Source organism: Pseudarthrobacter sp. J47 (assembly GCF_049810315.1).
Taxonomy (GTDB): domain Bacteria; phylum Actinomycetota; class Actinomycetes; order Actinomycetales; family Micrococcaceae; genus Arthrobacter.
This window is the reverse complement of record NZ_CP187358.1, coordinates 335,116-347,795: the sequence shown is the minus strand read 5'-3', so window position 1 is coordinate 347,795 and position 12,680 is coordinate 335,116. Positions and strand designations below refer to the sequence as shown.

At 66.2% G+C, this 12,680-nt stretch carries 15 protein-coding genes; all 15 read right to left on the bottom strand.

The window, feature by feature from the left end; genetic code table 11:
* Positions 1-12: 12 nt before the first annotated feature.
* The 15 genes from ACPJW8_RS01535 to ACPJW8_RS01465 all read right to left on the bottom strand — a co-directional run bounded on the left by ACPJW8_RS01535 (position 13) and on the right by ACPJW8_RS01465 (position 12,667).
* Entirely contained in the window at positions 13-771 is a 759-nt protein-coding gene (locus tag ACPJW8_RS01535) for an urease accessory protein UreF (protein WP_330187902.1), read from the bottom strand.
* A complete protein-coding gene (ureE, locus tag ACPJW8_RS01530; protein ID WP_330187903.1) occupies positions 752-1,231 on the bottom strand; it encodes an urease accessory protein UreE in 480 nt (159 codons plus the stop codon). Before ureE ends, ACPJW8_RS01535 begins: the two co-directional genes overlap by 20 nt.
* Before the next feature lie 14 nt (positions 1,232-1,245).
* On the bottom strand, positions 1,246-3,048 hold the full coding sequence (ureC, locus tag ACPJW8_RS01525) for an urease subunit alpha (RefSeq protein WP_330187904.1): 1,803 nt from the start codon (positions 3,046-3,048) through the stop codon (positions 1,246-1,248).
* Positions 3,045-3,377, bottom strand: a complete 333-nt coding sequence (locus ACPJW8_RS01520; RefSeq protein WP_330187905.1) for an urease subunit beta — start codon at positions 3,375-3,377, stop codon at positions 3,045-3,047. The genes ureC and ACPJW8_RS01520 overlap by 4 nt, the downstream gene beginning before the upstream one ends.
* Before the next feature lie 8 nt (positions 3,378-3,385).
* Positions 3,386-3,688: an urease subunit gamma gene (locus ACPJW8_RS01515; RefSeq protein WP_043477022.1), complete on the bottom strand. Its 303-nt coding sequence runs from the start codon at positions 3,686-3,688 to the stop codon at positions 3,386-3,388.
* A 188-nt stretch (positions 3,689-3,876) separates the two neighbouring features.
* Positions 3,877-4,470: an HhH-GPD-type base excision DNA repair protein gene (locus ACPJW8_RS01510; RefSeq protein ID WP_330187906.1), complete on the bottom strand. Its 594-nt coding sequence runs from the start codon at positions 4,468-4,470 to the stop codon at positions 3,877-3,879.
* Positions 4,471-4,472: 2 nt separating this feature from the next.
* Positions 4,473-5,759: an Nramp family divalent metal transporter gene (locus tag ACPJW8_RS01505; protein ID WP_330187907.1), complete on the bottom strand. Its 1,287-nt coding sequence runs from the start codon at positions 5,757-5,759 to the stop codon at positions 4,473-4,475.
* A 119-nt stretch (positions 5,760-5,878) separates the two neighbouring features.
* Positions 5,879-6,565 (bottom strand): GAF and ANTAR domain-containing protein, encoded by a 687-nt coding sequence (locus ACPJW8_RS01500; RefSeq protein WP_330187908.1) that lies wholly within the window; start codon positions 6,563-6,565, stop codon positions 5,879-5,881.
* 71 nt (positions 6,566-6,636) lie between these two features.
* Positions 6,637-7,053, bottom strand: coding sequence for a CBS domain-containing protein (locus ACPJW8_RS01495; protein ID WP_330187909.1), 417 nt, complete (start codon positions 7,051-7,053; stop codon positions 6,637-6,639).
* A gap of 202 nt (positions 7,054-7,255) precedes the next feature.
* Positions 7,256-7,690, bottom strand: a complete 435-nt coding sequence (locus ACPJW8_RS01490) for a hypothetical protein (protein ID WP_330187910.1) — start codon at positions 7,688-7,690, stop codon at positions 7,256-7,258.
* Positions 7,690-8,412: a GAF and ANTAR domain-containing protein gene (locus ACPJW8_RS01485; protein WP_330187911.1), complete on the bottom strand. Its 723-nt coding sequence runs from the start codon at positions 8,410-8,412 to the stop codon at positions 7,690-7,692. Before ACPJW8_RS01485 ends, ACPJW8_RS01490 begins: the two co-directional genes overlap by 1 nt.
* 176 nt (positions 8,413-8,588) lie before the next feature.
* Complete coding sequence (locus ACPJW8_RS01480) at positions 8,589-10,217, bottom strand: glycoside hydrolase family 31 protein (RefSeq protein WP_330187912.1); 1,629 nt, start codon at positions 10,215-10,217, stop codon at positions 8,589-8,591.
* Positions 10,214-10,669, bottom strand: a complete 456-nt coding sequence (locus ACPJW8_RS01475; protein WP_330187913.1) for an SRPBCC family protein — start codon at positions 10,667-10,669, stop codon at positions 10,214-10,216. Before ACPJW8_RS01475 ends, ACPJW8_RS01480 begins: the two co-directional genes overlap by 4 nt.
* A gap of 56 nt (positions 10,670-10,725) precedes the next feature.
* Positions 10,726-11,730, bottom strand: coding sequence for a LacI family DNA-binding transcriptional regulator (locus ACPJW8_RS01470; protein WP_330187914.1), 1,005 nt, complete (start codon positions 11,728-11,730; stop codon positions 10,726-10,728).
* A 13-nt stretch (positions 11,731-11,743) separates the two neighbouring features.
* The gene (locus ACPJW8_RS01465) at positions 11,744-12,667 is read right to left on the bottom strand and encodes an EamA family transporter (protein ID WP_330187915.1); all 924 of its coding nucleotides are present in this window, start codon (positions 12,665-12,667) and stop codon (positions 11,744-11,746) included.
* Positions 12,668-12,680: the final 13 nt, after the last annotated feature.

Genomic DNA, 12,680 nt, shown 5'->3' with positions numbered 1-12,680 from the left:
TCCTCCTGTAATTCAGCTCATGAACATGCGCGCACGCTGCCGCTCATGCCGCATCTGTGAAATTTCCAGCCCAGGGCTGATGGCCCCAAAGTCGTCCGGCGCAAGGTGCGGGACCTTTTGGACGGCGGCAGCAACGGCGTCGGCCGCTTCCCGCAGCAGCCGCTGCCCTGCGTTCTGGCCCAGCGGGATGGCCCGCACCGCGTTCTGCGTCAGGGACGTGACGGTGGCGAAAAGATACGCGGCCAGCGCTTCGGGCAGCGGCACCCCCAGGGAGCGGGCGACGACGGCGAACGCCAGCGGCTGATGCCCTGCGGCGCGGCCCGTGCTCACCTGGTCCCGGTACATTTCCAGCGCCGGCGACGGGAAGACTTCGTGGCCAATCTCGAGCAGCCGGCCGCCCATCTTGGTACTGGCCTCGCGGACCTGGCGTGGCAGCAGTTGAGCCGTGAGCTGGGCGTCGAGTTCGCCAACGGGTACTCCTTCGTAGAGAAAACGGATGGCCAGGCCGTCCGAATAGGTCAGCTGCTGGGCCACAAACGCTGCGAGCCAGGTGCCGAACGTGGGCTCGTCGTGGATGGCGCCGCGTTCGATGTAGCCCTCAAAGCCGAGCGAGTGCGCGAACGCCCCGGTGGGCAGGGCGGAGTCGGTGAGCTGCTGGAGGGCGAGCTGGTAGGAGGAGACCCCGGTGATTGAGCCTGTCGAAATCGGGTCTCGACAAGCTCGACCACCGGGTTCAGCTCGACCAACGGTGTCAGTGGCTGTGTTCGGCATGGCGGAAGGGGACGGGCATGACGCGTTCCTGCCTGTCATAGGGGACGCCGACGTGTTTGAGGTAGTCCTCCACAGTGTGGTCGTACTGGCAGACCATAACTTCGGCGCCGTACTCGGAGGAGGCGTCAAAGAACTGGGCCTGCAGGTGCCGGTTACCCAGGGAATGCGCCACCACGCCCATCTCGTAGACGGTGCGCGGCGCAATGACCAGAACGTCCGTGGGCAGCACCGACACCACGATCATGTTCTTCTCCTCCACAGCCAGGATGTCGCCGTCGCGCAGGTCCCCGGCACCGGACGGCAGCCGGATGCCCAGCTCCTTGCCGTGGTCAGTGGTGACCCGCTGGATGCGCTTGACCAGCTGGGCGCTGGGCAGCACCACCTTCTCGCGGTGCAGCCCGGAGTACTCATCAAGGTGCGGGAGGTCGTGGACGTTGCCCAGGATTTTTTCGATGATCATGTGGTCTCCGGAATCTAGAAGAGGAAGTAGCGCTGCGCCATGGGCAGCTCATCGGAGGGCTCGCAGGTGACGTCCTCGCCGTCGACAGTCACCTGGTAGGTTTCCGGATCCACCTGGATATCCGGGGTGGCGTCGTTGAACTTGAGGTCCGCCTTGGTGAGCGTCCGGATCCCCGAAACGGGCCGGATCACTTTTTGCAGGCCAAGCTCCTCCGGAACCCCGGCGTCGATCGCGGCCTGGGACAGGAACGTGATGGACGACTGCTGCAGCGCCCTGCCGAAAGTGGCGAACATGGGCCGCATGGTGCGCGGCTGCGGCGTGGGGATGGAGGCGTTGGCGTCGCCCATCAGCGCGTAGGCAATCTGGCCGCCCTTGAGCACCAGCTCCGGTTTGACCCCAAAGAACGCCGGATCCCACAGCACCAGGTCCGCGAACTTGCCCACCTCCACCGAGCCGATCGAGTCCGCCATGCCCTGCGCGATGGCCGCGTTGATTGTGTACTTGGCCACGTAGCGCTTGAGGCGGAAGTTGTCGCTGCCCTCGGAACCGTGGAAGGTTCCGTGGGCAGTCCCGTGGGAGGTTCCGTGGGAGCCCGCTGACGTGCCGCCGTCGTCCATCAACACCCCGCGCTGCTTCTTCATCTTGTCCGCCACCTGCCACGTGCGGGTGATGACCTCGCCCACCCGGCCCATAGCCTGCGAATCCGAGGAGGTGATGGAGAAGATCCCCATGTCCTGCAGCACGTCCTCCGCGGCGATCGTCTCCGCCCGGATCCGCGAATCGGCGAACGCCACGTCCTCAGGAATGTCCGGGTTGAGGTGGTGGCAGACCATCAGCATGTCCAGGTGCTCTTCGATGGTGTTCCGCGTGTACGGCAGCGTGGGGTTGGTCGACGCCGGCAGGACGTTGGGCAGCCCGGCAATCCTGATGATGTCCGGGGCATGCCCGCCGCCGGCGCCTTCGGTGTGGAAGGTATGGATCACGCGCCCGTCAATGGCGGCGATGGTGTCCTCCACAAACCCGCATTCGTTCAGGGTGTCCGTGTGGATGGCCACCTGGACGTCGTATTCGTCCGCCACCTTCAGCGAATTGTCGATCGCCGCCGTGGTGGTTCCCCAGTCCTCGTGGACTTTCAGCCCCACCGCACCGGCGCGGATCTGCTCAGCCAAAGGCTCGACGGCGGACGCGTGGCCTTTGCCGAAGAAGCCCAGGTTCACGGGCAGCCCCTCAGCCGCCTGCAGCATCCGCTGGATGTGCCACTTTCCGGGAGTGACGGTGGTGGCTTTGGTGCCTTCGGCCGGGCCGGTGCCGCCGCCCACCATGGTGGTGATGCCGCTGCTCAGTGCCGTGGGCACCTGGTCCGGGGAGATGAAGTGGATGTGGGTGTCGATCCCGCCGGCTGTAAGGATTTTGCGCTCGCCGGCGATGATTTCGGTGCTGGCACCGATCACGATGTCCACGCTGTCGGTGATCTGTGGGTTGCCGGCCTTGCCGATCGCGAAGATGTGGCCGTCCCGGATGGCGACGTCCGCCTTGTAGATGCCCGTGTAGTCCAGGATCACAGCGTTGGTGATGACGGTGTCCGGGACTTCCTGTCCTGCGCCGGTACCCTCGCCTTTGCCGTCACGGGTCAGCTGGCCGTTCTGGCCCATGCCGTCGCGGATCACCTTGCCGCCGCCGAACACCACCTCCTCGCCGTACACGGTGAGGTCCTTCTCGATCTCCAGGAACAACTCAGTGTCCGCAAGCCGGATCGCGTCACCCGTTGTGGGCCCGTATAGGTCCGCGTACTGCTTGCGCGGCAGTTCGAAGCTCATGCCCGCCTCCCCTGGGTGCCGCCGTCGAGCTTTCCGTTGACTGCATTGCTAAGGCCGAACACCTCGCGGCTGCCGGCAAGCTCCACCAGCTGGACCGTGCGCGAATCCCCCGGCTCGAAGCGGGCAGCGGTCCCGGCGGGGATGTCCAGGCGGCGGCCAAAGGCGGCGTCGCGGTCAAATTCCAGGGCTTTGTTGGCCTCGGCGAAGTGGTAGTGCGAGCCCACCTGGACGGGGCGGTCGCCGCGGTTGACCACCTCCACGGTGACAGCCTCGCGGCCTGCGTTGCACGTGATTGGCTCGGGGCGGAGCCGGTATTCTCCGGGAATCATGGGCGCTCCTAGCGGATGGGATCGTGGACGGTGACCAGCTTGGTGCCATCGGGGAAGGTGGCTTCGATCTGGACGTCGTGGATCATTTCCGGCACACCCTCCATCACGTCGTCACGGGTGAGGAGGGTGGTTCCGTAGCTCATCAACTCGGCCACTGTTCGGCCGTCGCGGGCGCCTTCGATGAGCTCATAGCTGATGATGGCCACGGATTCGGGGAAGTTCAGCTTCAACCCGCGGGCCTGGCGGCGGCGGGCGAGGTCGGCGGCCACCACGATCATGAGCTTCTCCTGCTCACGTGGCATTAAATGCATGGCGGATCCCTTCACGCTTTTCCGAACCGGACAGCCTAACGGCGTGGGATCAGCGTAGGGGCCGTACGTTTCAGGGGCGTTTCGGGATTGTCTCCAGCAGGGTCCTCCCCTCCCCCAACTGACTCGCAGTTAACGTCGTGAAAACGCGTTTTGGGAGCGTTTAATGCGAGTCAGTTGGGGTGGGCGGGTTACTTCTTGGCGGGCTTCGCTGCCTTCTCCGCTTTCGCTGCCGCCTTGGCCGCCTGCTTGCTCGCGCGGACCTTGGCCAGGGAATCGGCGTCGACGATGTCCGCCACGGAAAGGTAGGAGCCTTCCCCGCCGTAATGCCCGGCGGCCTCGCGCCAACCCTGGGCCTTGAGCCCGCGCTGCTTGCCCAGCAGCGCCAGGAAGATCCGGGCTTTCTGGTCCCCGAAGCCGGGCAGCTGCTGGAGCCTGCGCAGCACCTCGGCGCCGTCAGGGTTGCCGCGGGTCCAGATTGCTGAGGCGTCGCCTCCCCATTCACCTTCGACGGCGGCAGCCAGGGCCTGCACGCGCGTGGCCATCGATCCGGGGAACCGGTGGACGGCGGGGCTCTGCTTGAACACCTCCAGGAACTCCTGCGGATCATACGCCGCGATGACCGAGGGGTCCAGGGTGCCGATCCGTTCGTGGATCTTCTGCGGCCCGGCGAACGCGGATTCCATGGTGACCTGCTGGTCCAGGAGCATTCCGGTCAGCAACGCAAAGTCGTCTCCGGCCAGCAGTGAGTCGGCATCCGGGTTCCCGGTAATCCACAGTCCCATGGTCAGCCTCCGATTGCCTTCTGCACGCTGGTGACGAGCTGGTAGCCGCCCAGCACGATGAACAGTACGGCGGTGATGACCAGTGCCGTGTTGGTGTGCCAGCGGTTGCGCCAGGCGGCGGGAACACCGTACTTCTCAACGTTGAGCAGGGGCAGCAGGGTGATGGCCAGGAACGGCATGAACAGGGCGCCCAGCACACCGTAGGCCAGGACCAGGCCGATGGGCTGGTCCAGCATCAGCAGCAGCATGGACGGGAAGGTCAGCCAGATCAGGTAGAAGCGGAAGTACTTGCCGTTGAGCTTGGCATCGGGGTGGTCTGAGCTCTTGCCGCGCATGTTGGCCCAGAAATCGGCGAACATCAGGGAGACGCCGTTCCATACGCCCAGCACCGAGGAGAAGGCTGCGGCGAAGAAGCCCCAGAGGAAGGCGATGCCGATGACGTCTCCGTAGCGGTCCTGGAGCACGCCGGTCAGGTCCAGCAGGCCCTTGTCCCCGGCGGAGATGCTGACGCCGGCCACCTGGACCACCTCGACGCCCACGATCAGCATGGAGATCACGAAGATACCCGTCATCACGTACGCCATGGTGTTGTCGATCCGCATGACGCGCATCCAGCCCGGCGTGATCCAGCCCTTCTCACGGAGCCAGTAGCCGTAGGCGGCCAGCGTGATGGTGCCGCCAACGCCGCCGGCCAGCGCCAGGGTGTAAAGGAGGCCGCCTTCGGGGATCATCGGGATGAGTCCGGTGAACATGGCGGGGATGTTGGGGGCGGCGATGACGGCCAGCCCAACGATGGTCACGAACATCAGGCCCACCAGCACGGCGGTGATCTTCTCAAACACCGAGTAGCGGTTGAGCCACACCATGGCGAAGCCGGCCAGGCCCGTGCCCACGGCAAAGACCCACAGCGGAACGGCCGGGAACAGGGCGGCCAGCGGCAACGCGGTGGAGGACATGGCGGAGGCGCCGTAGACGATGCCCCAGATCAGGATGTAGGGGCCGAAGTACCAGACCGGCCAGCGGCCCAGCGAGCGCCAGCCCTGGAAGATGGTGTTGCCGGTGGACAACGTGTAGCGCCCGGCCCCTTCAACCAGAACAATCTTCAGCAGCACGCCCAGGATGACTGCCCACAGGAGCATGTAGCCGTAGCGGGAGCCTGCGGCGAGGGTGGACACCATGTCTGCGGCGCCGACGCCGGTGGCCGCAACCACAAGGCCGGGACCGATCAGTTTCCATTTGTGGAGGCGCGCCCGCTCCTCGGAGTCGACGTTCGCAGTGTTCTCTGCCATTGGGGAACCTTCCGGTGTGACCGGCCCGCTGTGCGGCCCCGGCATTGAGTGCTCGGCATGGGTGACCGTGCCATGTTAGCGTGCTGCCTGCCGGATTCCCACGAGGTTACCGTGCCTGCCTACTCCTGGAAATGCGTCACCACCTCCGTTTCCGGCGCCACGGAATCGACGACGGTCGCGGCCAGATCACGCATCTTGACGTTGCGGTTATTGGACGCCGCAATCAGGATGGAGTGCGCCGACTCCTGGCTGCACCTGTTCTGCGCCATGATCACGCCAATCGCGATATCGATCACCGTGCGGGAGCGCATGGCCGCCACCAGATCGTTCCGCGCCTCCGTCAGCCCGGCAATCTTCAGGGCCAGCCGAAGCGCCTTCGCGGAATGCGCCGCGAACATCTCCGCGCGCTCAACGTCCTGGCTGGAAAACCCGTCCACTGCCTCGGTGTACAGGTTTAGCGCGGCCCGGGTATCGCCGTCGACCATTAACGGCACGGCGAGGATCGCACCGATCCCTTCCCGGCGGACCGCCCGCATGTACCGCGGCCAGCGTTGCTCGGTGGAAGTATCCCGGACCAGGACAGGCCGCAACACCTCCATCGCGGCCAGGCACGGGCCTTCGCCGAAGGAATTCTGGGCCTCGTCCACCGCCAGGGCCTTCGCGTCGCTGCTGGCAGCGGTGGTGGCCTTCCTCCCCCGCAGCAGCGTCACGCCGCAATGCACGGTGCTCCCCGAGGGTGAAAAACTTTCAATCGTGAACGTGGCCAGTTCGGTGAGGAACTGCCCGACGTCGTCACTCTCCAGCACCAGATCCTGCAGTCAGGCATCAATGTAGGCCCGCTGCTCCACCGAGACGTCCCGCAACATGGCTCAGGCGCCTAGTAGGAAATGAACGCGACCAGTTCCCCGACTCTGTCATCCGGATAGCTGCGGGCAATGTCCGCCTGGGACACAATGCCCACCAGGTCATGGCCGTCAATCACGGGAAGGCGGCGAACCTGGTGCTCCTGCATGGTGCGGATGGCTTCTTCCACGGAATCGTCTGCTCCGACCGTGACCGGCTTGCCCTCGGCGAAGTCCCCTGCCGTGTGGGCCTGCGGATTACCGCCGTCAGCAATGCACTTCACCACGATGTCCCGGTCCGTGATCATTCCCTTGAGCCGGTTGTCCTCGCCGCAGATGGGCAGCGATCCGACGTCGAGCTCCTTCATCTTCCGGGCCACGAGCTCCAGGTTGTCCCGTTCACCGACGCATTCGACGCCGCGGGTCATGATGTCCCGTACAACTGTAGGCATTTTGCGACACTCCTTCTGAAGAAAAGTGGCGCTGGGAACCTTCACGCGAGAGATGCGAAGGCTACGCTCAACGCCCCTGTTTTTGCTGTGAATCTTCGCAATGCGACCGGCCCGCTTCCTGAGCTACAGTCCACTTTCAGGCTAGTGCCGGCACCTTCCGGGGGCAAGGGCACGTTGGCTGGCGCAGCGTTTAGGGGCAGCCCTACTGGTCTCCGCCGTGACCGTCCTGCCGCTGGCGGGTGTCGCCGTCGCCCTCGTCATCAGACCGGCCGCCATACCCGGATCCCCCGGCGTCTTCCAGGCTCCCGGACTCTTCAGGGTTCGACGACGGCGGCATGAGTTCCCGCGCGCGGCCCTCCGAAGTGCCGGGCCGTAAGCCGGACTCGTCATCGCTGAACGTCGCCTTGCGCCGTGGCGGCAGCTCGTCGATGAGTTCGTTGATGGCCTGGGCCAGGATGTCCCTCTCCAGGGCCGGGAGGGACAGCGCACCGCCGATGTACGCCTCCACTTCCCAGGTGCCTGCATTGCCGCCCATGGTGAAATACGCGATCCAGACAGTACCCATGTCCAGGCCGGCTTCTTCCATGGCCTGGCGGATATTGATGCTTTGGTTCTCTTCGCCGGGCTTAAAACCCATTACTCCTCCCCGGCACCGTGCAATGGTTCTCCGCTGAGAACGTCCGCTACAACGCTGGCAAAGGGCACTGCCTCCGTCCGGGCCAGGCGGAGCAGGTACTGCATGGCCTGCTCCTCGGTGAGGTGGTCCCGTTCCATGAGCCGGCCGACGGCGATGGCCGTTTCCGTGCGTGCCCGGAGGGCCCCCTTGAGGGACTCGTGGACGCGGAGGCCGGCGTCGCTGCCCTGGACGTTGGCCAGCAGCGTGGCGGCCGGAACCGCCATCATGGCGAGGAATTTTTCGGTGGCGGCAGAGAAGGCCTGCGGCTGGAAGGAATAGACCTTCATGGCGCCGATGGTCCGTTCCCCGTCCACCAGGGGGACGCTGAGCGAGGACCGGACGGGCAGCCCTTCGATTGCCTCGCGCCAGAGCGGCCAGCGCATTTCCAGCCCAAGATCGTCGATGCGGACCACCTTGGAGGTGGCCCAGGCAGTGAGGCAGGGACCTTCGCCGCAGCGGTACTGGGCATCATCGAGCTCACCGGCAATGGCGTCCGTGGTTCCGGTGCTGATGGGCGTGCCGTCCTGGTCGATCAGGGTGATTCCGGCCCCGATGGCCCCGGGAGTGGTCTCCTTAACGGCCTCGGCGAGGAAGGCGATGGCCGGATCCACCTTGTCCTGGGTCAGAAGCCTGCTTTGCAGGTGGGCAAAGGCCTCTGGCAACCCTTCTGCTACCGGTTCCACACGCTGGCCTCTTCCTGGTCGCCTGCTGTTGCTTTCGCTGCTTGGCATCATTATCAACCTGGCCTTCCGGCGTGGGACGGCAGGCCCGCGGGCATCGCGCCCTGCTGGAAGGTCCGTCTACGGCTGGTATTCATACCGCTTCTTCCAGCATATGCCTGTGCCGTGGGCATGGCACTTCAGCCGGCAATCCGCCTGAACAACGGGATGAAAGCCAGGGAACATTCGACGGCGGCTTCCGCGGGTCCGGTGAGGATCCCGCCGTCGCTGGATTGCCATGCGCCCGCCGGCAGCGTGACCCGCCGGACAGTTGCCCCGCGCTCCACGATGGGCGCGGCAATGATGTCCGGCCCCAGGAAGAACTGGTCAGTGACGTTGTCCAAGGAGGCCGCGTGGTAAGCCATGGGCCGGACCACGGGCTCGCCGGTGCGGGCGGCTTCGTCAACGAGGCCCATGATGGTGGGCAGCAGTTCTTCCCTGAGGGCCAGGGCTGCGCGCACCGCGGCGAGGTGTTCGGCGTCGAGCACGCGGGCCGGTGAGACGGAGAACTGCATCATCGGGGACAGCGCGGCGACCTGCGCGTACCGGACAAAGAACTCCTGGTCGACGCCGGCCTGGCTGGTCATGGAGCTGATCTCGCCGCCGCCGATCATGTCAGGGCAGGTGAACGGGTGGCCGATCATCCCCTGGGCCAGCATTTCCGGAACCAGTGAGCCGATGCCGTGCGCGTCCCAGGTGGGCCGCTTGTCCTGCAGCCGCTGGCCCAGGGGCTGCCCGCCCATGCGCCAGCAGGCCCGGTACTCGTTGAACGGGTACCGCAGGCCGATCCGCGCCCACCGCTCGCACATGTCCACGGGTTCGGCGGGCTCGAAGGTGAGATCGTCAGCCCGGTAGTCGCGGACGTCCCCGGCGTCGAACTTAAAACCGTCCACGCCTGTGTTTTCCACCAGGTCATCGAGCTGGGTGGTCAGCCAGTGCACGGCCTCCGGATGGGTGAGGTCCAGCAGTGCGCTGAATCCGTTCCACCACCGGCGGATGGCGGTGTGGCCGTCCGCGGACCGGATGAGCAGGCCCCGGCCCTCCAGTTCACGGAACGCCGCCGAGTCCGGGCTGATGAACGGGACCAGCCAGAGCATGACCGAGCAACCGAGGGCATGGAGCTCGGCAACCATGGCGGCCGGGTCCGGGAAACGCGCCGCATCAAACCGCCACGTGCCGTAATCCGGCGCCCAGCAATCGTCAATCATCACCACGCCCGGCGGCATCCCCGAATCCAGCAGCGCCCGCACATACTTCAACACCGATTCCTGGGTAGGCGTGTAGGGCTGCTCGATCCAGCTGTTGTACTGCGGGCCCGTGAACAGCTCCGGTGCAGGTGTGCGGCCCGACGGCGGAAAAACGTCCCGCGCCGATGCCAGGAAAGCGTCCCGGAGGGTGGTTCCGGCCTGTTGAACCAGCAGGTCCGTCCCCGTGACGGTGAGGTGTCCGCCGTCGGGAGTGCCGCCGTCGCCCGTGCCACTGTTGCCCGTGCCGCCGTTGAAAGTGAAACTGAAAGGCCGCCCGGACCAGACCACACGGCCGCGGGTGGACAGCAGCACCGGCGCGCTCTGGTTGGAGGCGCGGGCATCGTCACGGCCGAACCCCACAGGAACCCCCAGATCCGTGCTGAACGGCCGGGCACCGAAGGGCATGGAAACGCCGTCGTCCACGGCGCCGCCCCACCAGCGCTCGCCCTCCTCAAGAGTGAGCGTGACCTGATGGTCGACGTGCCGGGCGTGGGTTGGCGGCGCCGCCGGGAGAGTGGTCATGGGGCGCCAGTGCTGCCTTCCAGAATCTCCTTGATCCGGGCGAGGTCCTTGGTCATGGCGCGGCGCATCATGGGACCCATCACCAGCGCGGCCACCTTGGAGAAGCCGGACGGCGTGCCGGTGTTGCGAAGCGTCATGCGGGTTCCCCCGGCGCTGCCCGCAGCATCGTCCCACGTGTACTGCGTCTGCATGGGGAATGGTCCCTGCGCGGTCCGCATGGTGAGGCTGCGGCCGGGCACCAGCTCCACCACCTCGTACGTGTACTCGAGCGTGCGGCCCAGGAATTCGGCCACAAAAGCCATCCGCGAACCCACAGCCAGCGGCGGGGCGGTTTCCACCCTGACCTGCTTGATGTTGCTGTACCACTGCGGTGCGTTGGCGGGGTCGCCGGCGTAGGCGGCCACCTCGGCGCGCGGCCTGTTGATGACGGCACTGGTTTGTACATCCACCATGATCGGGGTTCCTTCGGGTTCGCGGGGTTGGGGTTTCGCGGGTTTGGGGTGGGGTTTCAAGGGGCCGAGCTGCGGATCTCCAGCCTGAAATCAGCCTCTACAAGGACGCCGTCCGGGGACGTTTCCTCCCCGCTGATCCGGTCCAGGAGAAGCTGCAGCGAGCGGGCGGCGATCTCCTCCATGCCCGGGCTCACCGTGGTGAGCGACGGCGAGGCGTAGCTGGCTTCGTCAATATCGTCGAAGCCCGCAACGGCTACGTCTTCGGGCACTTTCACGCCCCGGACCAGGAGCTCATGCATGGCACCGAGGGCCACTGCGTCGTTGAGGCCAAAGACCGCATCAAACCCGATCCCCCGGGACTGGAGGGAGGCAACCGCTGCCGCGCCGCCGTCGCGCCTCCACTCGCACTGCACCACCAGCTCCGGATCAAAGGCAACCCCGGCTGCGGCGAGCGCCTCCCGGTGGCCGTTGAGGCGCAGACCCGCACTGCCGGCGTCGTCAGTTGGTTCCGCACCCAAAACGGCTATCCGACGGCGGCCTCCCGCGAGCAGGTGCGCGGTGACCGCCTTGGCTGCGGCGCGGTTCTTCATGGTGACCAGGTCGAAGCGGGGGTCCATGATGTGCTCGCCCAACATCACCAGCGGCTTGCTGCCGCGCCGGGCCGCGATGGACTCCGGGTCCAGGGCCAGCGGAGTGAAGAGCAGGCCGTCCGTCAATTGCCGGAACGGACCCTGCAGCGCGGCCAGCTCATTGGCAGCGTTGGCGTTGGACTGCTCCACCAGGACGCGGTAGCCGGCGGCGGAGGCCACGGTCATCAGCCGGGACGCCAGCTCGGCGTAGTACGGGGCGGAGAGATCGGACAGCACCAGGCCCAGCATGCGGGTTTTGCCCGAACGCAGGCTGCGCGCCGTCAGGTTTGCCTCGTAGCCCAGCTCATCGATGGCCTTCTGCACCTTGGCGCGCGTGGAATCCCTGATGAACTCGTAGTCGTTCAGGACGTTGGAGACGGTCTTCAGGGAGACGCCGGCGGCCCGGGCAACATCGTGCATGGTGACGGCCAAAGGTGTGGGTTCCTTACTCGCGGAGTGTGTGTGGATACATCGTTGCAGAATCTCCCGCTTTTGGGTTCCTCCGGTGGCCGGGAAGACTCTCCGGCGGGATCTGGCTGCCGGCAATGGCGGCCAGGGCCAGGGCGAACCCGATCAGCTGCACCACGCCCAGGGTCTGGCCCAGGATGAGCGCGCCCAGGATTGCGGCAACAAGCGGCGAGAGAAGGCCCAGAACCGCCACCGAAGCAACGGGCAGGCGGCCGATTCCACGGAACCACAGGGTGTAGGCCACCAGCCCGCCAATGATTCCCAGCCAGGCGAAGCCTGCCAGCGCCGGAGCATCAATGGCCTGCGGAACGCCTTCGAACGCCAGCGTGATGGGCAGGAGGAACAATCCACCGGCGGCCAGCTGCCACCCGGTGAGGGCCATGGTTGAGACGCCAGGAGGGCGGCTCCACTTCTTGGCCAGCGTGATGCCCAACCCCATGGACGCCGTGCCCAGCAGCCCGGCGGCCACGCCAACGACGTCCAGCACTGCCGTGGACCGCAGCACCACCAGTGCCACGCCAAGTACACCCACGATCCCCCAGCCGAAGCGCCACCAGCTGAACCGCTCCTTGAGCAGCACCACCACCAGCAGCGCCACCGCGAGTGGCTGGGCTGCTCCCAGCGTGGCGGCCACTCCCCCGGGCAGCCGGTAGGCCGCCACAAAGAGCAGCGGGAGGAAAATGCCGATATTGAGCACGCCCAGCACGGCGGACTTCCACCACCATTCACCGCGGGGAATGGCCCGGGTCAGGGCGATCGCAATCAGTCCGGCAGGCAGGGCGCGGACCAGCGCGGCGAACAGCGGATGCCCGGGCGGGAGCAACTCGGTGGTTACGACGTAGGTGGTGCCCCACACCGCCGGCGCAAACGCCGTGATCACGGTGGTTTGCAGCCTGCCCATCAGAACCTCTTAA